The organism is Ligilactobacillus animalis, assembly GCF_009933595.1.
GTDB classification, from domain to species: Bacteria; Bacillota; Bacilli; order Lactobacillales; family Lactobacillaceae; genus Ligilactobacillus; species Ligilactobacillus animalis.
Genome location: NZ_CP047141.1, coordinates 1725029 through 1749844 on the forward strand (window position 1 = coordinate 1725029; position 24816 = coordinate 1749844).

The following is a 24816-nucleotide window of genomic DNA, read 5'->3' on the forward strand; positions in this document are numbered from 1 at the left end:
TCAGCATCTGGTTGCTTGCCCCATGTCTGTGTTTACCACTTGACTTTGAGGCTCATACTTATCTGCATCAGGCACTACTTTTTCTGGTCCTTCTGCATGTTTTTTGTCAGAAGTCGAGGCTAAGACTGACACTGGCACCGAAAGTTCTTCCTTAGAACCATCAGGATACGTTACTACTACAGTACCTTGTTTTTTACCTGGCGTGGATACTTCTACTGGATTCTTCCAACCGTATTTAGTATCTACTGGTAGCTCTTGGCTATTGGAAACTCCGCTTTTGGCTTCCGGTTCCTTGTTCAACTCGGTATTTACTTGTTGACCTTTTGGTGTGTATAAGTCAGCATCTGTTCCTACTTTTACCTGTACTGGCAACTCGTCTTGGCTACCATCCGGATATGTTACTACTACGGTACCTTGTTTTTCGCCTGGCGTTGACACTTCTACTGGATCCTTCCAGGTATATTGTGTATCTGTAGGTAATTCGTCACTATTCGCTACTCCACTTTTGGCTTCTGATTCTTTATTCAACTCAGTATTTACTTGTTGACCTTTTGGTGAGTACAGATCAGCATCTGTTCCTACTTTTACCTGTACTGGCAACTCGTCTTGGCTACCATCCGGATATGTTACTACTACGGTACCTTGTTTTTCACCTGGTGTAGACACTTCTACTGGATTCTTCCAGCCATATTTTGTATCTACTGGGAGATCTCGGCTATTTGACACTCCGCTTTTAGCATCTGGTGTCTTACCTACTTCTGTCACTACTTGTTGGTCCTTTGGTGTGTACAGGTCTGCATCTGTTCCTACTTTTACCTGTATTGGCAATTCATCTTGACTGCCATCTGGATATGTTACTACCACTGTGCCTTGTTTTTCACCTGGTGTAGACACTTCTACTGGATTCTTCCAGTTGTATTGCGTATTTACAGGTAGCTCAGCACTATTCGCCACTCCGCTTTTAGCTTCTGGTTCTTTATTCAACTCGGTATTTACTGGTTGAGCTTTTGGTGTGTACAAATCGGCATCTGTTCCCACTTTCACCTGCACTGGCAATTCATCCTTGGTTCCATCTGGATATGTTACTACTACGGTGCCTTGTTTTTCGCCTGGTGTGGATGCTTCTACTGGATTCTTCCAGCTATATTTAGTATCTGCTGGTAACTCAACACTATTCTTTACTCCGCTCTTGGCTGCTGGAACATTACCCAATTTTGTTGTTACTTTTTGGCTTTGAGGAGTATATTTTTCTGCATCGGTCATCATCTTCACTGGCTTTTTGTCCGAAGCTGGAGCTAAGACTGTTACTTTTACAGGTAACTCGTCTTGACTGCCATCAGGATACGTTACCACTACGTTGCCTTGTTTTTCACCTGGTGTAGACACTTCTACTGAATTCTTCCAATTGTATTGCGTATTTACAGGTAGCTCAGCACTATTCGCCACTCCACTTTTAGCTTCTGGTTCTTTATTCAACTCGGTATTTACTGGTTGAGCTTTTGGTGTGTACAGGTCGGCATCCGTTCCTACCTTTACCTGTACTGGCAATTCATCTTTGCTGCCATCAGGATAGGTCACTTCCACTGTACCTTGTTTTTCGCCTGGCGTTGTCACATTTACTGGATTTTTCCAGCTGTATTGCGTATTTGTAGGTAAATCAGCGCTATTCGCCACTCCGCTCTTAGCCTCTGGCGTCTTGCCTACTTCTGTCACTACTTGTTTACCTTTTGGTGTGTGCAGGTCGGCATCTGTTCCTACTTTTACCTGTACTGGCAATTCATCTTTGCTGCCATCAGGATAGGTCACTTCCACTGTGCCTTGTTTAGTACCAGGTTTTGTCACATCTACTGGATTCTTCCAGCTGTATTTTGTATCTACTGGAAGTTCTTGGCTATTTGACACTCCTTTTTTAGCATCTGGGGTCTTACCTACTTCTGTTTTCACTTGTTGACCTTTTGGTGTGTACAGATCGGCATCTGTTTCCACTTTTACCTGCACTGGTAACTCATCTCGGCTGCCATCTAGGTATGTTACTACCACTGTACCTTTTTTAGTACCCGGTGTTGTCACTTCTACTGGGCTCTTCCAGTTGTATTTAGTATTTCCAGGTAGATCAGCACTATTCGCTACCCCACTTTTAGCTTCAGGTAGTTTGTTCAATTCAGTTTTCACTACCTGTGCAAGAGGGGTGTTTAAATCAGCCATATTAGGATCAACTGCTACATTTACCGGAACGTTCAAATCAGTTCCATCCGTAAATTTTACACTTACCATACCAGTAGCTTTAGGAGTCGTCTGATCTAGAGTTGGCTTTTTACTCCAAACAACACTTGCTACTTCAGCTTCGTGTTGAGCCGTTAGATCTGGCATTTGAAGTACTGAAGCAGCTTGCGGTAAGCTTTGCTCCAATGTTCTTGTTGCATGAACATCTGGTTTAGCACTGGCACCATACATCGTCACTGGGACTGGAAAATTACCCAGATCTGGGAAAAGTCCTACTTTAGGGAAACTTACCTGTTTATTTTGGACATCGACTAAAGCCATCATCGGCTCAGTTTCAGTCTTATCGCTATCTTTAGCCACGACTGTCGTTGGTGCTTGTGCCCAAGTTACTTTCACACCTGGCAACCCAGCCCCAGTTTGTGTATCAACAAGATTCCCATTTTTACTTGGAACATAGGTCGTAACTGGCAAATACCGACCAGTTTTCTCATCTTTGGTATAAACAGTCAGACCATTCAACGCCTGCATCGGAGCTGGTAGGATATCCTTATCACTCGTCTTATGCGTGAAGACTGGTTTCACTTCACCCAACAGCACATTTCGATCATTAAAGACAGCCTTAGAATCACTATTCAACACGGTCACTGGCGCATAGGCGACGACTTTTTGCCCACTCGTAAAGCTGACCTCTACTGGGACATTATATAATCCTACGTCAGTCGTTACAGTTGGTGCTACTGTTAGTGTCCCTGTAGCATCAACTTTTGCCCAACTGAATTCACCCGTCGGATCAAGTAACGTGTACTTCACATTGCTTGGTTGGACTCTATCTTGATATAAAACATTTTCACTTTGTGTCGTATTTTGCATGACTGCTAGTGGTTGGTAAACCGGATGAAAGATATTTAAGTCACTACCCATCTCCAAATTAGTTGCACTCCACCAGTTAAAGTAATTATTAAAATCATCTTTAGTAGCCTGTGGCGTAGCTTGGGCAAAACTTACACTTGAATCAGGTGACAAACCAAATGGCGTCCCTTCTTTTCTAGCATTTAAGTAATTCATGGAATAGTCGCCTAACCAGTTGACTGATTTCAAATTTTTGACATTCCATTCATAATTCTTAGCTTGCGATACTTTATCGTTATTGTATTTAACATTGGCGATCGTTCCGTATTTAACTGGCACACTTTGATCATCGGCAGCATCCATCGTGATCTTATTGTCCGTTGCTTCCAAACGGAAAAGCATCCCTTTTTGTTTACCTGTCCGCACCATCTTAAATAGCTTAGGTGCTACGACATTGACCCGGTTTGTTGAGCCAACGCCCCACATCGAGACCATCCCGAGTGGATACACGGGAGAATGATAGTTGTCCGTCACATCCAAATAGGAATAATAACCCAGGTTAGATTTTTGTAAACTATCCTTTTGCAACGCATCTTCTAAAACGACCGAACCGTGATCGACATTTAACGAGTTCGTCCCGTTGTTTCCACCAACACCACCATAAGAGATCAATGGAGTTGCTGCTTGCTGGCTATTTTCATCAACTTTACGCACAATTTTTAGGAGAGCGTTTGGCTTGACCGTCAGATTCCCGTGAACATTGCCCGTCGTTACATCGGAGTTATTAAGTCGATCACTGCTGCCCCAATTTAACGTGATGACCCCAGAGTGGGCACCAGCACCAGTACTATCGATCCCAACATTCGTTACGCCATTATTGTCTTGGTAAGTTTCAACGTCTAACTTAGCCCCATCACTTAAGACTAAATTATCGGGATTCCAGACTGCATTAGAGACACCATGTCCCATTTTAAGGATTACCTGTCCACCATGTTGCACGCCAAATGCATGGTCATTATTTACAAAATAGACCCCACGTGTATTGGGAGCTTGCGTCGCATTGACGACTAATTTCCCAGTTGGGCCAATGACTAGATCATTTTGCGTAGTTGCAGGAGCACTGAGAACTACAGCTGCTACCACACTCGTTCCACGTTTTTCTTTAGTGAACGGATCGACCGTCAATTCGCCATCGACCTTAGTATTCCCATTTGTTACATCAACAGCCCGTGAGTTTGCCACTAGGCTTTCCCAAGTACCACCCGTTGGCACTGCTACATTAGGCGCAGTTGTATTGACTTTAACGTTTAATTTAGCATTCTTTTCAACATGCAAAGCCCCTGCTGTAAGATTTTGGGTCTCGTTACTATAGGCATTATTGGTCGTTAAAACTACATTAGCGCCACTCTTTACGTTTACTTTTCCATTAGCATATACGTTTTGAGGTGTACTTGTATTATTGACCCCAGCTGTTAAGGTAACATTTCCACTCAAATCAACATTATTCGCCGTCACATTGGCACTCGGTGAACTTTCTACATAAGTCGGTGTTGCAGATACATCATGCAATTTAACGGTCGCATTCGGTGCATGGACTAGCACACCGTTACCACTAGCTTTAACATTATCAAAGTTGACAGTGGCATCAGTCCCATTATTTTGGAAACTAACGACCCCATAACCATGTGGATCATTTGTCTTTACGTTGACATTTTTAAAGTTGAGTTGCCACTTATGGTCAGGTGTTGTGGTCTTATTATAAAAATAAAGCGAATGGTCGCCTAAGTTCAATGTCGTATTTCGTTCATCGACTTTAGAGCCCCAAACGGTCACATCCCGTGCTACACCAGGTTTATCAACGTTGACGTAGTTGTCAGTATCATTAGTGACATCCTTGTCCAAAACGATCTCGGCCACATTTTTATCGTTCAATGCCGTTTGAAACTGGGCCATGTCTGACACATGACTAGCATCTTGGCTCGGGACCACTTCAGGTTGAACTGGCTGTTGTTGTGGCGTAGTTGGCTGTTGTTCTAACACCGGCGAATCTGTTTGAGTTGGCACTGTTTTTTCAGGTGTAGCTGCCTGTGCTTGTTGTGGTACTTTCGTTTCAGGCGCTACAGGAGCATTAGTCGACACTGCCTCAGGTTGTTTTTTAGTTTCATCCTTTTGTTCAACTGTATCTTTAGTTGCACTTTGCGCTGTATTGGGTTCGACTTGGTCAGCTGCAACGTGGTTAGTTCCTGCATATAAAGCAAAAGTTGTTCCAACTAAAACAGATGCGACTCCCACCGTAAATTTTTTGATCGCAAATTTTTGCCGTTTAGGTGCTAATTTATTTGCGTATAGATCTGTATTATTTTTTGAAAGCATATTTCTTTCCCCTATCTTTAGAATATGCTCCCCCTGTACTTCCTGCTCAGCTTTGTTATAAAACTTTTCTTGGAACAAAACAACTTTTTTCCACGAACGATCGCTGGTTTATTCTATAAAAATTGTTTTATACAACAAAAAGACTGTACCTATAGTAATATAGATTTATTGTTTTAAATAAAAAGCCTTGATCTATATCAGGCCAAGGCTTGGAAATATTTCCTAGGTTATTTACGATATTTTGTTGCACGACCAGCACCGACTTTGGTCAAAAAATGTTTTGTGTTAAAATATCTGTCAACAACTTTTCTTGCAACTCTTTTTCTAACATCACAAACTCTAGATCCTGTTTACCTGCCAAACATTCATCAAATGTCTTATCCATTTCCCATTTCCTCTCGCCGTAATCATAGCATCGTCGCGGTTATTTTGCGACGATTCCATAAATCGTCGCAAAACGATTGAGATGATTTACAACGATCGCATCATGCATTATAAGTATTAATTTCCATGAATAACAAGCATTTTACAGCCTACTACTTCCTCACTATACTAAACTCAGAAAGGAAGTTGATACTATGCCTGAAGCACTGGTACTATACTACTAAAAATGTTGCCCAAGTTATCGCCAATAAATTAGATGCAGATATCGCTGAGCTCCATGCTAAACACCCCTACACTAGCGCTGATCTTGATTGGCACGATCCCCAGAGTAGAATATCGATCGAACAGCACCAACATAATAGTCGGGTCGAGATCAATGACGACCTACCCAATATTTCCAATTACAATAATGTCATCATTGGTCATCCAATTTGGTGGGGCATCCCACCGTGCTTGATCACAACTGCTATCGACAAGCTAGATCTTAACGGTAAAAATCTCACATCATTTGCTACATCGGGTGGCAGTGGTTATAAACGCTCGCAAGCTAATATTGAACGTACTCTAAGGAAAAATAACTATAATGTCACTATAACTCAAGGAGCTGTGTTGAATAATCAGCACCAAATCGAGACATGGGTGAAAACATTGAATTTTAGGTAGGTGCCGTATTTATTTAGATGACACTATAGTAGTGTTCATCTAAATTTGTGCTACCATAAGCACAGAGGGAAAGTGATCATTATGACAACTACACCAACTACGATTTACCTTAATGATGATTTAAAAAAAGAGTTAACAAAAAAATTAGACTCTTTAGGCATCACTCTTAACACTTATTTTAATATCGCAGCGCGTCAATTCGTGCTCCAAAATCATCTACCATTTGAAATTTCAGATGATATTCCTACTGAGAAAACCGAAAAAACTGTAATTCTCACTAAGGCTAAAGAACTAAAATTGATCAAAGATGATTCTGTCTCTTTTGATGACATTGACGAAGCCATCAAATTTCTTGATTCAGAGGTTTAAATATGTTTAATGTCATCTTTGAACCACAGTTTTTGACCTATTACCAAAATATTAAGAAAAATCATCCAGAAATCTCAAAAGAACTCGCTACTGCTTTAACAGAACTCAAAATGCCTGGACAGTTCCTCTGGTCTATAAACCACACTACTAAATACTCGTAACGAAAACTATAGTGGCTATTATGAATCTCATCTTGCTGATGGTAAATTTAATGTTTTGGTAATATACTTACCACATAAAAGCAATCCCAGAATTCGCTTGATAAGAATGTGGAGCCATCATGAGTTGTTTCAAGGTCCACTAAAGTAACCTTATCGGATAGCCATTTGAAGTTTAGGCATAATTCCGTTAAAATTACACAGAAAATTTGTTCAATAGTGGGCTGGCAGGAGAGACTCACTTATCCATAATAACAATTAAAATCGACCTAGATAATCTCACTGCTATGAAATCACCTAGGTCGATTTAGAATGAGAAACTAATTTCTCTCAGACTCTTCAATGCATTGTTAGTGTCCACGATGTTTAGCATGTTTTTTCTTTTGTCTCAACAAGTAACGTCTTTCAGTTTCTTGCTCTTTACTAACTTTAATCGCTTTTTTCTTCATTATTTTCTTTTCTTCGAATTGTCTCTTTAAATCTTGTTGTGCCTTAGTTCCAATAGAAGAATTTTTTATAGCCTTATGAGCTAATCTTTGAGCTCGTTTTGGATTGACATGATATTCTTTTTGTTTTTCAATACTAGTTTTGTAAAACTTTAGTTTAGAAAATTTAAAATTTACCATATTCAAAATTTGGGGCATATGTGGCATTGATGTTCCAAGATTTACTTGAGCAACATAATACTCACTACCATCAGTCCGTTCAAAGATAGCTTTATAAAACGGATAATCGAAAATAATTGTCAGTGCACCTTTAATCACAATGCATCCCTCCTAATAATTGCTTTTAAGAAAGATGGACATCCTAGGAGGAAGGTTACTGATATATTAATACATTCGGACTACCAACCGAAATTGTGTTTTTACTTTCTTATTTACATTCTACGCACTGTATTTTTATTATACAAGTATGCAGTATTTAAAAGAAAAGCACCTTATAATTATTAGAACTATATCTAACAATTATAAGGTACTTCAAAATTTGGGGGCTATTTTAGTTCAAAAGTCCCTTCTATTCCCATTCGATCGTTGCCGGTGGCTTAGACGTGATGTCATAGACTACACGGTTAACGTGAGCTACTTCATTTACGATGCGCACGGAGATCTCTTGTAAGACATCCCATGGGATCTTCGCAAAGTCAGCTGTCATCCCATCGATCGAAGTCACAGCACGGATCCCGACTGTGTAATCGTAAGTCCGGCCGTCACCCATAACACCAACAGAACGGATACCTGGTAACACTGTAAAGTATTGCCAAATTTCTTTATCTAAACCGTGCTTAGCGATCTCTTCACGCAAGATAAGGTCAGAGTCACGCACGATCTGAAGTTTTTCTTCCGTGATCTCACCGATAACACGGATCCCAAGACCTGGGCCTGGGAATGGTTGACGCCAAACGAGTTCATGTGGCATCCCTAATTTTTCACCTAATTCGCGGACTTCATCCTTGAATAAGGTGTTCAATGGTTCGATCAATTCAAATTGCATATCTTCTGGCAACCCACCAACGTTATGGTGTGACTTGATCGTTTGCGCTGTATCTGTCCCAGATTCGATCACGTCAGTATAAAGTGTACCTTGAGCCAAGAAATCGATACCCTTGAGTTTAGTTGCTTCATCATCGAAGACACGGATAAATTCATTACCGATGATCTTACGTTTCTTTTCTGGATCAGAAACGCCAGCTAATTTATCCATAAAACGTTCTTTAGCATCAACTTTAATGATGTTTAAGCCAAATTTTCCACCTAGGCTTTCCATAACTTGTTCAGCTTCGCCTTTACGCAATAAGCCATGATCAACGAAGATCGAAGTCAATTGGTCACCGATCGCTTTGTGTAACAAGACACCAACAACCGAAGAATCGACCCCACCAGAAAGACCAAGCAAGACTTTACGATCACCGACTTGTTCTCTGATCTTAGCAATTTGCATGTCGATAAAGTCTTCCATTGACCAGTTATCACGAGCACCACAAACATCAAACGCAAAGTGACGTAAGATATCATTACCGTATTCACTGTTACGTACTTCTGGGTGGAATTGCAAAGCATAGAAATTCTTGGCTGTGTTAGCCATTGCTGAAATCGGGCAGTTTGCACTTGTAGCGGTAACTTCAAAACCAGCTGGAACTTCTGTAACTAAGTCGCCGTGACTCATCCAAACAGTTTGTTCCTTAGGTAGATCTTTGAACATCACTGTATCAGCATCAGCCACTGTGATCTCTGCTTTACCGTATTCCTTATTATCAGCGGCTTCAACTTTACCACCGAGTTCTTGTGTCATCAATTGCATCCCGTAGCAGATACCCAACACGGGGATACCTAAATTAAAGATCTCAGGATCGACTTTAAATGCTCCCTCATCGTAGACACTGTTTGGACCTCCAGAGAAAATAATTCCCTTAGGCGCCATTTGCTTGATCTCTTCAGCCGTGATCTTGTGTGATAATAATTCGGAGTAAATACCGAATTCACGGATCCGACGAGTGATCAATTGGTTATACTGGCTCCCAAAGTCCAATACAATGATCTTGTCAAAAGCTTGCATGTCAACATTAGCCAAGATATTCACCTCATCATAAAATTTTTGCATGTATTATCTTACATTGTACTCATTGATTTAAGCTGGGTCAATCGTTTTTCACGTACATTTTTCATGAATTTAATTAAATTTTAGCTAGAACCCGAATAAACCTGCTCTAGTATTTGCGTAACAGCAACTCATTTATCAAATGATTTTTCCCTTTAACGATGATCAAATCAGCACGATTTCTAGTCGGTAAGATATAATCGTGCAAATTAGGATGATCGATCTCATCCCAGACTTTAGCCGCCATCTCAAAAGCTTCTTCGCGATCTCCCAAAGCATAAGGATAGTAATAGTTCTTAGGGTCTTTAAATGCTGTATCTAGCAGCATCCCGAAGCGTTCCAAATACCACTGCTTGATGTCTTCTTCCTTAGCATCGACATAAATAGAAAAATCAAAGAAATCACTCACATAGATCTTCTGTTTACTTGGCAACTGCAAAACATTGATCCCTTCGACCAACAAGATATCTGGCGAAGCGATCTCTTCGTATTCACCGGGAATGATATCGTAGACCTCATGTGAATAAACGGGAGCCTTGGTAGGTAAATTATTCTTAACATCATTGATGAAACTGATCAATCGTTCCATATCATAACTCTCAGGAAAACCCTTGCGACTCATCAAGCCTTTTTTCTTTAACACCTTATTTGGATATAAAAAGCCATCAGTCGTGATCAATTCGACTTTTTTATCGGGATAAACTTCGCTGAGCAATGTCTTCAACAAACGCGCCGTCGTACTCTTACCGACAGCTACCGAACCCGCGATCCCCAAGATAAAGGGCACTTTATGCGGACGTATCCCTAAAAAATTTGCCTGATCATCTTGGAGCTTTTGATGAGTAGTCACAAACATCTTGAGCAGATAGATCAAAGGCATGTAAATATCGGCCACATCTGCAGTCGAAATACGGTCATTTAGCGATTTTATCTTTTGCAGTTCAGCCTCAGTCAAAGGAGCGATATGGTCTTTATAAAAACCACTCCACTCTTTACGTGAGATCTTATAGTAATTTATTTGATTTTCCATGCGTATTATTTCCTTGTATAGCGTTTTCTATCTTATAATAGACAATTATAGCACGGATTTTGTATAAATTTACCAATAAAGGAAGCGGAAACATGACTAAAGTAGTATTATTCGGTGATAGTTTAACAGCAGGGGTCGTTGATGGTCATTCAAGTCCGATCTTTACCCGACTTTTAGAGGATAAATTCCCTGATGTTGAATTCATCAACCGTGGTTTACCTGGTGATCAAACACGTAATGCCTGCAAACGACTACGTGAGGATGTCTTAAATGAGGTCCCCGATATCGTAGTGATCTTCTTTGGCACCAATGATGTTTCCAGCAAAGAAGTCTTCTTGGCTAATTACCACAACAATTTAGCTTATATGCTGACCTGCATCAGTCCTAATAAATGTCTCTTGGTCACACCGGGGATCGCGGGGCCAACGCGCGCCAATCTGCGACCACTTTCCAAGATGGAGCAGTATGCTAAAGAGACTTTGACTGTCGCAAAGGAATTCGAGATCCCTGCCCTAGATTGGTTTGATTACTGTAAGACAAAAGATCCAAAAGAACTACTTCAAGAAGATGATCTACATTATTCCAAGAAAGCTTACCAGTATCTCGTCGATCAACTCGAGCCTCTCTTAAAAGCAAAGCTCGCAAACTTAAACTAGAGTGTGAAACAATGCGGGTAGTGCCGTACAGATAATGGGAAATCAAGCATAATGCGCTTTTTGCATTCTGCTTGATTTTTTATTATCTGCTAGGTGCTGCTTTGTCGAACACGTTTCAATAGAGTGTGAAACATGCCGTATAAATAGCTAAGGATCAGCATGATGCATTTTTTGCATCGTGGTGATTTTTTTATTATCTGCTAGATGCTGTCAGCTTTACACACGTATTTGATAATGTGTCTCGTAAAATATGTGAAGACGAATGTAGCGATCAAAAAAATAAGCCACCTCAGTGAGGCAGCTTACTGTGCTTAACGTTTGATCAAATGATATAAATTTTTATCCACAGTTGCAAACAATGGGGATAACTCTTTGATGGCTAAAATATCCAATTGATGCATTGCCCGTGAACAGATCGTATAGACCAGCTGACGTTCGCTCTCATCATGGTAATTTTTTTGATCGGCATTCCACATGATGACTGCATCAAATTCGAGCCCTTTAGCTAAATAAGATGGCACGATCAAAGTTCCAGCGACCAAACGCTGATTTTCCGTGCGGATCAGCGTCGTTTTGACGCCTTTAGCTTGCAACAAGTTAAAGAGTTCTTCACATTCTTCCAAACTCTTCCCGATGATCGCCGTTGTCTGTTTCGCAGCATCATTTTTAGCTAAAATATCCACAACATCATTCACTAAAGCATCTTTGTCCTGGTCAACAATGATCGTTGGTTTCTTCCCGTTACGCTCAAAAGCCGTCACTTTTTCACCGTTGACTAAGACTTCCTTGGTAAAGTCCGTGATCTGTTGGGTCGAACGATATGAGGTCGTCAACTGCACGACTTTTGTCTTTTCTTTTGGAAACATCGTGCTTAGCTCGCTCAAAAGTGTATGACTGTTTTCCTTCGTAAAGATCGCTTGATTCAAATCACCGAGCATCGTAAATTTAGCCCGCGGAAATTGGGTTTTGAGATACGCCAATTGAGAGGCCGTATAGTCTTGGATCTCATCGATAAAGACATGCTTGATATCACGTTCACCCTTCTTACCCGTGATCCGATCATATAGGTAAAGATATGGCGTTACATCGGTCAAGGATAAACGCCGCTGTTTGAGCATGCTGATCGTCTTTTCGATACCCGCTTCCCACTCTGCTTTAGTCAGCTCAAATTCGCTTAGATCCAACAATTCCGGTACACTGCGTAAGAAATGCACATATTGGGCATTGATGTTTAAGAAACGATTTCGCATGATCGCAACTTGGATCTTTTTGTAGTCTTGCATGACATATTGGCGCGCTAAGAAATTCAGCTCTTTATCGCCATTTTCAAAATTACGCGGTTGATCGCCATACAACTCATTTAGTTGTTGTTGGGAAAGATCTTGGACCGCTTTTTGAACTTCATCGGTTTTCGCCGCTTGAGCAACTTTAGAATTTAGGCGCTTGATCAAAGCTTCCTTAGTCGCACTCAAGCGATTTCCTAAATGATAATTTTCATTAAAGCTGTAGTAGATATCTCTGATTTCTTTTTTAGAGAAGAAAATTTCACCATTGTGCATGATGTTTTTGAAACGCATCCCACTTTTTTCAAGGTAATTACTGTAAGCTGTCGCAACTTTAAAAAATTTCAAACTATCCTTAACAGCCTTGATCTTTTGGTCGATACCTTGGTTTTCTTCTTCAAAACGTTCTTGTAGTGTTTCAACTCGAACTTTTGGTAAACGTCGATTGGTAAATTGATGATAGGTCATCTGCACCATATTTTGTTCCCCTAATTCGGGTAAAACTTGGTCGATATAGTCATTGAACAACTGGTTCGGTGAAAAAAGCACTACTTGACCGGAGTTGAGGTTGCCCCGATAGCGATACAAGAGATACGCCACTCGTTGTAAAACAGCCGAGGTCTTACCCGAACCAGCTGCCCCTTGAACAAATAACAACTCTGAATCGGTATCACGGATGATCTTATTTTGTTCTTTTTGGATCGTCGTCACGATACTTCTCATCTTCGTGTCGGAACCTTCATCTAGGACTTCCAACAACATCTGATCTCCCACAGTTTCATCCGTATCAAATAGCGTTACGATCTTGCCATCTTCGACCATGAATTGGCGTTTTAATTCGAGTTCGACTTCACGCTTGCCCACGGGTGTCGTGTACTCAACTTTGCCTAAACCACCGTCATAGTAAACACTTGAGATTGGAGCCCGCCAGTCATAGACTAAAAAGCGGTCCTTTTCATCAGAAAATGAAGCTAACCCGATATAGATCTTTTCTTGTTTTTGTTCACCTTGTTCTTTGATGTCGACCCGGGCAAAATATGGCTTTTTCTCCATCTTTTCGAGCACATCTAAACGTTTGGCGGCTTGCGTTCGGTTATTTTCCCGTTCGGCTAATTGCTGTTGTTGTTGGCGCACAGTTAGAGCGGTCTCCATCATCCCCGAATAAGTCCCCGTCTTGATACGGAGATTATTCTTAAAATCATCTTGGATCGCTTGTGCATCGCTTTTGGCGGTGGCTATATTTTTTTGCGCCTTTTTTTGCGCTTGCTTGATCTGATCGACCACCCGATCCATGCGTTTTTGTTCTTGTTGCTTAATACTTTCAGCCATTATTTACCCTCCGCTCAAACAAATTTTCGATATTCTATTGTAGCATATCTATTTTTCTTTGTCGTGTTTTTGAACTCAAGGAAATGATTGTGTATAATGAAACAAACATTTTCTAAGGAGGAAATCTCATGTCAGTTTCTGTACTGATAGTTACACTCGTGGCATTTGTCACCCCGATGGTCTTACAACGCTTTAAGATCAGCGTTTTACCGACCGCAGTAGCAGAAGTGCTCGTCGGGATCGTGATCGGTAAAAGTGGCTTTGACCTGGTTCAAACTGAATGTGTCTTAAGCTTTCTTTCAAATTACGGGGTCATTTTCTTACTTTTCTTGAGTGGTATGGAGATCGATTTTTCACTTTTCAAGAAAAATAACGGGCCACTTACCCCGCTGGCACGCAAAAAAGCAGCTAATGCTCCCTCAACTTCTCCCGTTCAAGTAGCTGTCGTTGCCTATGGTGGTAGTTTGTTGATGGCTTTAGCCTTAGCTTTACTATTTAAATTCTCGGGTCTATTCAGTAACTTTGCCCTGGCAGCGATCCTGTTTTCAACGGTTGCGTTAGGGGTCGTGATCGCTGTTTTGAAAGAAAATGAATTGTTAAACAAACCACTCGGCCAAGCTCTACTACTGATCGCAGTCCTCGGTGAGATCGTTCCACTACTATGTCTGACCGTTTACAGTTCATTTGTTTCCGGCAAAGGTGAAAGCGCATGGTTGATCTTCTTACTTTTCATCGTCGGAGCTTTGATCTTCAATCGTTTCCGGAGTTTCTTCACTTCGCTAGATGAGATCAACAAATCGACTACACAAATCGACATTCGCTTAGCTTTACTGGTCATCACCACGTTAGTCGTTTTAGCCGAATCGGTCGGGGCTGAAGATATCTTAGGGGCATTTATCGCGGGGATCGTGATCAAATTGCTCCAACCAGCTCACAGTACTCAAGAAAAGCTCGATGCGATCGGCTATGGGATCTTTATTCCTTTCTTTTTCATCTTAACTGGGGCCAAGATCGACATTCCAGGCCTACTAGGTTCACCTAAAACATTGATCTTGATCCCGCTGTTTTTTGCGGCTTATGTTTTGGCTAAAGTTCCAGCTTACTTTGGCTTGCGTCAACGCTTCAAGCGGATCAATGCTTTAGCTGGCGCGATGCTTTCTCAAACAACGATCACTTTAGTTCTGGCTACTTTGACGGTCGCTCAAAACTTAAAAGTCATTACAAGCGAACAATCAGGGGCCTTCATTTTAGCCGCTGTTGTAAGTTGTATCTTAGGACCGCTTGTCTTTAATAAATTGCACAAGCCTGAACCGGAAGATCTCAAAAAGACCAAAGTTACGATCATTGGGGTCAACTTGGTCACGATCAATACAGCTGAACAGCTAAATGAAGATTGGTATGACATCCAAATGTATACCAACTGGAAAAAGAATTATAAAACCTATGACTATCGTGACAATGTGCACCTGGTCGATAGTCTTGAACCAAAAGATCTCATTAAAGAACAGATCTTTGATACTGATATCCTAGTCTTAGGTCACTCTGATGTTGATATCAACTATTCTTTAGCTTTAGCTGCGAAAGAATACGGCGTTGAACGCGTTTTGACTCGGATCCAAAATAGCGATCCGACGAGCATGGCAGAAATGGATAAACGCCTCTCTGACGCAGGGGTCGAATTCTTTACGACTTTTGCTACCACTGTTGGCATGATGCGGGCGATCATCGAATCCCCATCGACCCTTGATTTGATCACTGGTGATTCACGTTTATACGAAGTCGTTGTGCGTAACTCCAAATTTGCTGGGCTTGAATTACGCAAATTACCATTTATCAAAGAGATCACTGTCAGCCGGATCTTCCGTCACCACAAAGCGATCCCGGTCAATGGTAATACACAGATCCAAGTTGGTGACCACTTATTGTTCTCGGCTAACAAAGACGTTGTTAACGATATCCGTAAAAAGATCAGTAAACTAAATGATTATGAATAAATAAACCATGACACGCAACATTAATTTGTTTGCGTGTCTTTTTGTATACCGCTTTCATGGTATAATTAAGACAAATATATTTGTTATGGGAGGAATTTTTATGGCATATTCGATCTACTTTGTCCGCCATGGACAGACTTATCTCAACCGCTACAATAAGATCCAAGGCTGGTGTGATTCACCTTTGACCCCCAAAGGAATAGAAGATGGGCATCAAGCTGGTAAAAGACTCGCCCACCTCAACTTTGCCCATGCCTTTCACAGTGACACAAATCGCGCGGCGCGGACATGTCGCTATATCCTAGAAGAAAATGTTGCTAGTGCTGAAGATCTGACCCCAAAAGCTTTGCCGAGTTTTCGAGAACAAAACTTTGGCTATTTTGAAGGTAGTGACACTAGCCAAGCCTGGTTGATGATCGGAGCAGATCATGGTTGTCGGACCTTTAATGACATCATCACCAAGTACTCGATCGAAAAAGCACGTGATTTTACCAAAGAAGTCGATCCCTTCCATGATGCAGAAAATAACGCTGAATACTGGCAACGAGTCGATCAAGGTTTTGAATATCTCGACCAGATCGCGTCAGATGGCGACAAGATCTTGCTTGTGGCCCATTCAACTTTGATCCGCAGTTTGACCTCACGCTTTGCCCCTGAAGTCGACATTACAGTCAGTCCCAAGAATGGTTCTGTGACTCGGTTTGATGTGGACGATAACGGTAAGATCAAATTAGCATACCTCAATCGCTATCAAGATGACGCTAAATATTGATATCCCCTACAAAAAAGTAGAAAAGCCTGCTTGAATTTCTTAAACAAAAAATTCAAGCAGGTTTTATTTATTGATCTGAGATAAGATAATTTTTAGCACCTCATTTAATTTATCCCCTTTTTCTCGATGCTTAAACCCAATAAGTTTATGTACTTTCATATTATTTTTTAAAATATCAAACTGAATTATCGGTGTAGTTTCGTCTGCGGAACCTTGAATAAACAATATTGGCGAGTTAACTCTCTTTTTTTGAACGATCTCAAAAAAATCAGTTGCACCTTTATCCATATACTCTTTTAACCATGATCTTTCTGTTGAAAACAGATATTGATACCTTAAACTAATAAATCCACTAACAACAATAACTTCTTTAATCCTAGAAATATCTGTTAATAAGCTTGCTAAATATCCGCCATAACTATCCCCTAAAACATATAAAATATACTCACTGTATTTTTCGATAACTGCAAAAATTTTACATCTTACGAATTTTAAATCCGTAGTTCCACCTTCGCCAGATACCAAAGGATAATTCACTATGACCACATTGATTTTATTTTTTAATAAATATTTTACGAATGGATCATCATCCTCGTTTTTAATACTAAAATCAGGTCCCCCATGTAAATATACAACTATTTTTTTTGAAAAAAAGTATATACTCTATTATTTCTTTTTCCATTAGATCACCTGGTTGATAATTTTAAGGGAATTTTACACAAAACACATTGAGCTATAAACATCATACCTAATGTAAGTAAAAAATCTATGATAAGTACAGTGACATCAAGACTTCCAAATGCTACTGTTCTAATAGCTTGCAACTGATATGTCAGTGGATTGATCATAGTCAATATCCTAACTATCAATGGTAGATCATCTGAAAAAACATATAATGTTGGCGCAGCATACGATACCGGACTAAATATCAAGGTCATCACAACATCTCTTTTCTCATAAGTTGTTATCTTCGTACTTAATAAGATCCCTAGAGAAGTCCAAAATCCTAGCGATACGATCACGACTAAAATAGCTAATAAAAATAAGCTAACTTTATATATTCCTTCTGATACTAGTCCAAGTAACAATAAGATAAAGCACTGGAAAAGTAAACCAATAATTGGAAAACAATTCATTCCAACTAAATAATGCCACGGCTGAATACCATTTAAAAATTTAAGTGCTAATAACCCGTATTCTTTATCTATTGTTGCGCGGTACATTGCTTGTGACATTTGTGTTGTCATAAAAAATGTCAATATCCCAGTCAGAGCATATTGTTTGTACAAAACTGTTACATTATCGATTTTTACTTGCCCCAAGCTCGTATTCAATGACAAAACTAATAGTCCATAAGTAATAAGTGGTTCCATTGCCATTGATAGCAAAAGCCCCTTGTTCTGTTTAAATGCATGCCATTCTCCAAAAGCAATAATTTTTATTGCTTTTACCCCAGTAGAAATATTTCTAAAATTTTTTGGATCCATGGTGCTTCCCTCTTTCTTTCAAGTATTTTTCCCGCAAGCTTGTTTCCCCATTTAAAAAATCATTTAGATAACCAAAATATTTTTGTTCCCCACTATCTAAGAAAATCAACTTGTCAGCATAATTTTCTAAAAGTGTGAGATCATGAGATGATACTAGAATCAGCGCACCTTGCCGACTACGCTTTTTCAAGAATGAAAATAGTCTCTCAGAAGTTTCAACATCAAGTCCTGTAGTGGGTTCGTCTAATATGTATATCTGTGGATCTTTAGCTAATTCTCGTGCGATCTGGACTCGTTGTTGTTGCCCCCCTGAAATATGATCAACTGGTGATGAACTTATTTCAGTAATATCTAGTAATTCAATCATTTTTTTACAATTTTTGGCTGCTTCTTTACGAGGAAAACCAGCGAGCACAGGTCCTTGAATAATATTGTCATACACATTCATGTACCAATCCATAATTTGATCTTGTGGACTAAAGCCAATATCGTTAAATGGATTTTTTCTTTTTGTTTGAAATTCAAGTAACACTTTCCCTGTAATTGGTTCTAAAATTCCTACCAAAGTATTTATCAATGTACTTTTACCAACACCATTAGCCCCAACTAATACAACGAAATCACCTTTACTCAGCATAAAATCAATATTTTTAACCACAACATCTCTCCCGTATCCAAGAGATACATCTTTTAAACATATCACCTAAAAATTCTCCTTATATTAATTTTTATATTATGATTTCATAGATTAAAAAAATATTCAAGTAGGAATTTTTTATGTCAAAAGATTTTAATTTTTTAGTTAAGGAACTATAGTAAAATCCGCGATTGGTCAGTGAATCCCTTTCAGATGAATCTAATTTTTGTCTAAATATAATTTGACAAATGTAGAACAGCAAGCACTACTACATCAAGTTCTATAATACACAACGCTATCAAACCAGACTAAACAGCCTAACTCCGGAAGAATACCGAAATCAGGCTGCCTAGGATTTTAATTATTTAATTGCCTACTTGACGGTGCCAGTGCAATGCGTCTTTTTGGGGCTATGAGTTCTACTTCACCAAAAGTTTGTCGTAGATCTCACTTACTTCCGATGCACTGTAGTTTATAAATTCTAAGATCGTAGCCAGTGTTTTTTGCCGATCATAGCCTTTAGCTACCATCTTTTTGATCATCACACTGATCGTTTTTTCACGCTCTTCTTTTTGAGTTGCTTCTCGAGTCTCTTCTCTAATATATGCCTTAAGTGACGCAATTTCCTGTTTGTATTCCATATAATGGTCCTTCTTTCTGGTATCTGTTTTTAATTCAGTGACTAACTCATCCAGTTTTCGAGTAAAATCATCAGTCACTTTGGAACTAGCTAAGTAATTCAAGAATGCAGCTAATCGCTTCGATACTAATGACAATTTGTTAGATTTAATGTTCAAAATGATATTATGGACACCTGTATCCAGTACCTTGCGATTTTCATGTAAAATCATCTTTGTCGAGTATAAAGGTAAACCAGAGCGACCGTAATCAAAGTCACAAATGAATATCACATAGGTATCAGCCTTTTCATTGTAAGCACATCCCGAAGCTAGTGCCCGTCGCACCAAATTACTTTGGTAGTAAGAGATCCGTTTACTTAGATCATGTTGATCAACGACTTGCATTTCAAGATCAAACATCCGCCCACGATCATCTTCAGTATAGACATCAAAGCGAACTCCATGATTTTTAAGGCTAGCTTTTTGAGTATATTCACTTATGACTTCAAAGATCTCGGTAACCGCTAACTCGGGTAAGATCAACTGAAGTAATTCAAGACAAACTTCTGGATGTTCTGAAACGATCCACGCAAAAATCACGCTATTTTTGAAAGTTGCCTGTTCCCAATTTGGAAGATCTTTTTCCTGATCATTCATTTCCTCATCCCCTTTTGAGCCTATTTTGGACCTAAGATAAGAAAGTCTCAAGTATAACGAACTGGTGCTATAATGGTAATTTTTCCACTAAAATAGCAGATATTCATGGACCTATGCTAGTTCTTCAAGGACTTATCCTGCTAAGATGACATCCCTATTAGTAACTTTTTAGTGTCCTATCAGTTGCTAAATCATTTCACATTTAATAAAAAGACTACTAGAATTTTCAAGCTAAACTCTAGTAGTCTTTTGTACTTATCAACTTTTATCGTTCGAATCGTTGTCAATACTTCGCTAGGGCTTTGGCAGTCAAACTTGTCGGGTGAGCCAATAATTCTGATACTGTACCGCTGAAAACGACCTTACCGCCATGTTTTCCGCCGCGTGGTCCAAGGTCTAAGATGTAGTCAGCATTGACGATCAAATTCAGATCGTGCGTGATCGTAATGATCGTTGCACCTTGATCGATGAGTTTTTGCATGACTTGAAGCAAGACTTTCACATCTAATGGGTGCAACCCGATCGTCGGCTCATCAAAGACAAAGAGCGTTGTTTCTTGCTTATGATCCAAGTGCTTTACCAATTTCAAACGTTGCGCTTCACCACCAGAAAGGCTCGGCGTACTTTCACCTAAATGCAGATAACTCAGCCCAACTTCTTTTAATAACTCTAACTCCCGTAAGATCTTAGGCTCAGCTTTAAATACGTTCAGAGCTTGATCAACATCCATATCTAAAATATCCACGATCGAATAACCATTCCATTTGACCGCTTGGATCTCAGGGCGGAAACGTTTCCCGGCACACAGTGGACATGTCTGTTCCATATCAGGTAAATATTGGACATCTAAGGTCACGACCCCAGTTCCACCACACTCAGGACAGCCACCTTGCTTATTGTTATAGGAAAAATAACTCGGCGTATAGTGGCGTTCTTTAGCCAGTGGTTGTTTAGCAAACAACTTCCGCAAATTGTCCATGATGCTCGTATAGGTTGCTGTCGTCGAACGGGTAGTCTTACCGATCGGACTCGCATCGACGCTGACAACATCTTTTAGCGGTGAATCAAGCTCGCTCACTTGTGCCGGTAAGCCTTCTCCCTTAGCTTTGGCCTTGATCGCTGGCACTAAGGAGTCTAAGATCAAACTGGTCTTCCCTGCTCCGGAAAAGCCTGTGACAGCGGTCAAACGATTAAGTGGTAGATCAACTTTGACATCATGTAAATTATAGTGCTCGCTCACAGCGATCGTAATTTTAGCTGTATCCACTGGCTGGATCGGACGAGCTATCAACTCAGCGGTCCCATTCAAATACGGTCCGATCAACGAATTTTTATTTTTAGCTAATTGCGCTGGAGTCCCAGTGGCAATGATCTGGCCCCCATTATCCCCCGAACCAGGCCCGATCTCAATAATATGATCAGCTGCTCTGACGATATCAACATTGTGATCGACAACGACCAGCGAATTGCCTTGAGCGACTAATTGTTTAAAGACATTCAACAAACCATTTATATTATCAGGATGTAACCCGATCGACGGTTCATCTAAAACATATAAGACCCCCGTCGTTTCTGTGCGAAGAGTCCTAGCCAACTGGATCCGTTGCAACTCACCTGTCGAAAGCGTGTTACCATTGCGAGCTAGCGTCAAATAATCCAAGCCTAGTTCTAGCAAAGGCTTGAGATCATCATCAAATTCAGCAAAGATCGCCTGTGCCATGGTATCCATCTCAGCTGGCAATGTTTTTAAGACTTGCATTTTCCATTCTGCTAAAGCGTGTAAGCTAAGTTCGGTAACTTCAGCAATATTTAATCCACCTGCTTTTTGACGCAACAATTCTGGCTTGAGTCGCGTTCCATGACAGGTCGGGCAAGTCGAATAATGGAAAAATTCACTGATCTTTTTTTGCGCCCGTTCACTTTTACTGGTTTTCGCCGATTCTAAAACAGCCTGACGGGCATTTTCATACAAAACATTGAAATCATGAAAGACCCGGCCAGTACTTGTGCAAAAATCCATCTTGAACTTCTTTTGGGGTCCATTTAACACAAAATCTTTTTCTTTAGCTGTCAATTCTTTAAAAGGCACATTGATCCGGACCCCTGCTTGTTCAGCCACACTAGGCATGAAGTTACGCCCCGGTAAGCGCCAAGAAGCAACTGCTCCATCTGCCAACGATAACTCTTCATCGGCGATCAACTTACTTTCATCTAACTGGCGCACATTTCCTGTCCCCTGACAAGTTTCACATGCCCCCGTCGAATTAAAAGTAAAATCTTCTGCACCATAGGCATAAAACTCCACTCCACAAGTAGGACATGTCAGTAACCCCATCTCTTCACCGGACTTACTCATCGCTTGGGCAACTTTCAGATCCGGACCAAATGCGTGCCCATTGGGACAAACAGGTCGCCCTAAGCGCGAAAAGGATCACATTTAGCAATTCACTCATCGTACCCACTGTTGCCCGTTCAGATGGGATCGCGGGACGTTGGCGTAAGGCTAACGCTGATGGGATATGTTTGACACTTTCGACGTTAGCTTTATTTCCGGTCTTGAGTCGTCTTCTAGTATAGGTCGAAAGGGCTTCTAAATAGCGCCGTGAACCTTCTTCATATAAGATCCCCATCGCAAGTGAACTCTTTCCCGAACCCGAAAGACCCGAGATCGCCACAAATTGATGTAATGGAATATCAATATCGATATTTTTTAAATTATGCACTTTGCCCCCACGAACTTCGATCTGTTGGGGCAGTTTTTCTATTTTTTCCATGTATACCTCACTAAAAAAGCGGACTCAGTCATTGCTAAGTCCGCTTTGCGCTTCAATTAATTTAGAATGCTTGAATGATCTTAATGACCCCGATCAAGATCAAATAAAAGGCGATGATCAAGACCAATGTTGTAGCTGCGATCAAGGGGTTGAACAATAAGACAAACCCGATGAACAAAGCAATGATGTTTAAGATCAAGTTCAAAATGTAATAGCCTCGGTTCAATTGCTTGAAATAGCCAGCTGTAGCAATTTCAGCGATCGAATCAAAGATGAACCAAAAGGCAAAGATATAGGCGATCACAATGATACCCGAAGCTGCTCTGAAGATAAACAAGAGACCCAAGATGATGTCAACGATCCCCATAAAGAGCAACCAACCCGAGCTTTCACCAAATAAATTACCGATCCCACGTCGGAACCATAATTCATAAAAGCCCTTGACTAAAGCACCGATCCCAATGCAGATCGAAATAAATTTCAAAGTATCATCGGGGTTCATGTATGATGCGATCCCGGCGATCACAAAAACGATCCCGACGATCAAACTAAACCAGTCGAATGCACGATGTTTTGTTTGCATAACGAAAAACCACCTTAAAAAATTTTAATATCGGTTACCGATTTTAACACTCTCTTAAATAATTGTCATGCAAAAACACTTGAAAAAGTGAGCCAAACTGACTCACCTTTTTCCTATTCTCCTAAAAGTTCCCACACATGTTGGGCGATCATGTATTCCTCATCAGTTGGGATCCGCATTACGGTCACCGTCGAATCGGGCCCCGAGATGATCGTTTCAGCCCCACGCTTTTTATTTTCAGCTTCATTGATTGTTACGCCCATATAGGCTAAGCGTTTCATGATCTCTTCACTTGTCTCAGGTGAATTTTCTCCGATTCCCCCAGTAAAGACGATCCCATCAACACCGCCCATTTCGGTGATATACTGACCGACATAGCGTAAAATGCTGTTATAGAATAATTTAATCGCTAATTCAGCGCGCTTGTTGCCAGCAGCAGCGGCATCTTCGACGTCTCGCATATCAGCTGAAACTCCAGAAACGCCCAAGAAACCGGATTTTTCATTCAGTAGATACACCATATCGGACATCGATTGGACATTTAATTTCTTCATGATGTAGTTGGCCAGAGAAATATCGACATCCCCTGCGCGAGTTGCCATTTGGATACCGCTGAGTGGGGTAAAGCCCATCGAAGTGTCAAATGAGCGTCCATGCTTAACAGCCGTGATCGAGGCCCCTGCGCCCAAATGACAAGTGATCAATTTGAGGTCTTCAAAAGGACGCCCCATCAATTCAGCTGCTTTACGAGCCACGTATTCATGACTGATCCCATGAGCGCCATAACGTCGAACCCCATATTTTTCATACCATTCGTATGGTGTACTGTACATATAATTTTCTTGTGGTAATGTTTGATGGAATGCTGTATCAAAGACAGCTACGGATAAAGCATTAGGCAGGTATTTACGAAATGCTTTGATCCCGTTTAAGTTGGCTGGGTTGTGCAATGGTGCTAATTCCGCTAATTCTTTGATCTTAGCGATAACATCATTATCGACGACCACTGGTTGGCTGAAATATTCGCCCCCAGCCACGACCCGGTGTCCGATACCTTTGATCTCGCTTAGATCCGCGATCAAGTTTAATTCTTTTAAGACATTTAGTAAAAGTTCTATCCCTTGTAAATGGTTGGTGATCTCATGGTCTAGTTCATACTTTTGTCCATCACCATATTTCACCTTGATCTTTGAGCCGTGGATCCCGATCCGTTCGATGATCCCACTTGCCAAGGTTTCATGTGTTTCATTGTTAAATAATTTAAACTTTAAACTCGAGCTCCCCGAGTTGATGATCATAATTTTTTCCATAAGCTCACCCCATTAAAAATTTACCTAACTTTATAATAGTATAATCTTTTTATTCAATCAAATTTAAAAT

General features: G+C 40.4%; 17 protein-coding genes and 1 pseudogene. 6 read left to right on the forward strand and 12 right to left on the reverse strand.

Annotated features, from left to right (window positions below):
* Positions 1–5445, reverse strand: coding sequence for a Rib/alpha-like domain-containing protein (locus GSR62_RS08535; RefSeq protein WP_066023628.1), 5445 nt, complete (start codon positions 5443–5445; stop codon positions 1–3).
* Between the two features lie 570 nt (positions 5446–6015).
* Between GSR62_RS08535 and GSR62_RS08540 the strand changes: the two genes are divergently transcribed.
* Together GSR62_RS08540 and GSR62_RS08545 are read left to right on the forward strand one after the other, a co-directional pair.
* Complete coding sequence (locus GSR62_RS08540) at positions 6016–6492, forward strand: flavodoxin (RefSeq protein WP_066023629.1); 477 nt, start codon at positions 6016–6018, stop codon at positions 6490–6492.
* Between the two features lie 81 nt (positions 6493–6573).
* Positions 6574–6861 carry a type II toxin-antitoxin system RelB/DinJ family antitoxin gene (locus tag GSR62_RS08545; protein ID WP_010688373.1) on the forward strand — a complete coding sequence of 96 codons (288 nt, stop codon included), beginning with the start codon at positions 6574–6576 and terminating at the stop codon, positions 6859–6861.
* Between the two features lie 508 nt (positions 6862–7369).
* Here GSR62_RS08545 and GSR62_RS08550 read toward each other — a convergent pair.
* The 3 genes from GSR62_RS08550 to coaA form a co-directional block, all read right to left on the reverse strand.
* On the reverse strand, positions 7370–7783 hold the full coding sequence (locus tag GSR62_RS08550) for a YjdF family protein (protein ID WP_010688375.1): 414 nt from the start codon (positions 7781–7783) through the stop codon (positions 7370–7372).
* Positions 7784–8033: 250 nt separating this feature from the next.
* A complete protein-coding gene (gene guaA, locus GSR62_RS08555; RefSeq protein ID WP_010688376.1) occupies positions 8034–9587 on the reverse strand; it encodes a glutamine-hydrolyzing GMP synthase in 1554 nt (517 codons plus the stop codon).
* 136 nt (positions 9588–9723) lie between these two features.
* Positions 9724–10644 (reverse strand): type I pantothenate kinase, encoded by a 921-nt coding sequence (gene coaA / locus GSR62_RS08560; RefSeq protein ID WP_010688377.1) that lies wholly within the window; start codon positions 10642–10644, stop codon positions 9724–9726.
* A 92-nt stretch (positions 10645–10736) separates the two neighbouring features.
* Between coaA and GSR62_RS08565 the strand changes: the two genes are divergently transcribed.
* Entirely contained in the window at positions 10737–11300 is a 564-nt protein-coding gene (locus GSR62_RS08565; RefSeq protein ID WP_035448663.1) for a GDSL-type esterase/lipase family protein, read from the forward strand.
* A gap of 311 nt (positions 11301–11611) precedes the next feature.
* On the opposite strand, the gene helD is transcribed toward GSR62_RS08565, so the two are convergent.
* The gene (gene helD / locus GSR62_RS08570; RefSeq protein WP_066023630.1) at positions 11612–13912 is read right to left on the reverse strand and encodes an RNA polymerase recycling motor HelD; all 2301 of its coding nucleotides are present in this window, start codon (positions 13910–13912) and stop codon (positions 11612–11614) included.
* Between the two features lie 128 nt (positions 13913–14040).
* Here helD and GSR62_RS08575 point away from each other — a divergent pair, with 128 nt between their 5' ends.
* Both GSR62_RS08575 and GSR62_RS08580 read left to right on the forward strand, forming a co-directional pair.
* On the forward strand, positions 14041–15906 hold the full coding sequence (locus tag GSR62_RS08575; RefSeq protein WP_066023631.1) for a monovalent cation:proton antiporter family protein: 1866 nt from the start codon (positions 14041–14043) through the stop codon (positions 15904–15906).
* Positions 15907–16006: 100 nt separating this feature from the next.
* The gene (locus tag GSR62_RS08580; RefSeq protein ID WP_066023632.1) at positions 16007–16678 is read left to right on the forward strand and encodes a histidine phosphatase family protein; all 672 of its coding nucleotides are present in this window, start codon (positions 16007–16009) and stop codon (positions 16676–16678) included.
* A gap of 63 nt (positions 16679–16741) precedes the next feature.
* Here GSR62_RS08580 and GSR62_RS08585 read toward each other — a convergent pair whose 3' ends face one another.
* The 3 genes from GSR62_RS08585 to GSR62_RS08595 form a co-directional block, all read right to left on the reverse strand.
* Entirely contained in the window at positions 16742–17215 is a 474-nt protein-coding gene (locus GSR62_RS08585) for an alpha/beta hydrolase family protein (RefSeq protein ID WP_161517666.1), read from the reverse strand.
* A gap of 149 nt (positions 17216–17364) precedes the next feature.
* Complete coding sequence (locus GSR62_RS08590) at positions 17365–18165, reverse strand: ABC transporter permease (RefSeq protein WP_066023633.1); 801 nt, start codon at positions 18163–18165, stop codon at positions 17365–17367.
* Positions 18146–18868 (reverse strand): metal ABC transporter ATP-binding protein, encoded by a 723-nt coding sequence (locus GSR62_RS08595; protein ID WP_066023634.1) that lies wholly within the window; start codon positions 18866–18868, stop codon positions 18146–18148. Before GSR62_RS08595 ends, GSR62_RS08590 begins: the two co-directional genes overlap by 20 nt.
* A gap of 206 nt (positions 18869–19074) precedes the next feature.
* On the opposite strand from GSR62_RS08595, the gene GSR62_RS09665 reads away from it, so the two are divergent.
* Positions 19075–19155, forward strand: a complete 81-nt coding sequence (locus tag GSR62_RS09665) for an IS3 family transposase (protein WP_137422624.1) — start codon at positions 19075–19077, stop codon at positions 19153–19155.
* Positions 19156–19221: 66 nt separating this feature from the next.
* Here the strand turns inward: GSR62_RS09665 and GSR62_RS08605 are convergent, their stop codons facing one another.
* The 4 genes and pseudogenes from GSR62_RS08605 to GSR62_RS08620 form a co-directional block, all read right to left on the reverse strand.
* Entirely contained in the window at positions 19222–20079 is an 858-nt protein-coding gene (locus tag GSR62_RS08605; protein ID WP_066023635.1) for an Rpn family recombination-promoting nuclease/putative transposase, read from the reverse strand.
* Positions 20080–20362: 283 nt separating this feature from the next.
* A pseudogene (locus GSR62_RS08610) lies at positions 20363–22853 on the reverse strand (excinuclease ABC subunit UvrA).
* A 61-nt stretch (positions 22854–22914) separates the two neighbouring features.
* Positions 22915–23436 carry an HdeD family acid-resistance protein gene (locus tag GSR62_RS08615; RefSeq protein ID WP_005921008.1) on the reverse strand — a complete coding sequence of 174 codons (522 nt, stop codon included), beginning with the start codon at positions 23434–23436 and terminating at the stop codon, positions 22915–22917.
* Positions 23437–23549: 113 nt separating this feature from the next.
* The gene (locus tag GSR62_RS08620) at positions 23550–24746 is read right to left on the reverse strand and encodes an acetate/propionate family kinase (protein ID WP_010688387.1); all 1197 of its coding nucleotides are present in this window, start codon (positions 24744–24746) and stop codon (positions 23550–23552) included.
* Between the last annotated feature and the right edge of the window lie 70 nt (positions 24747–24816).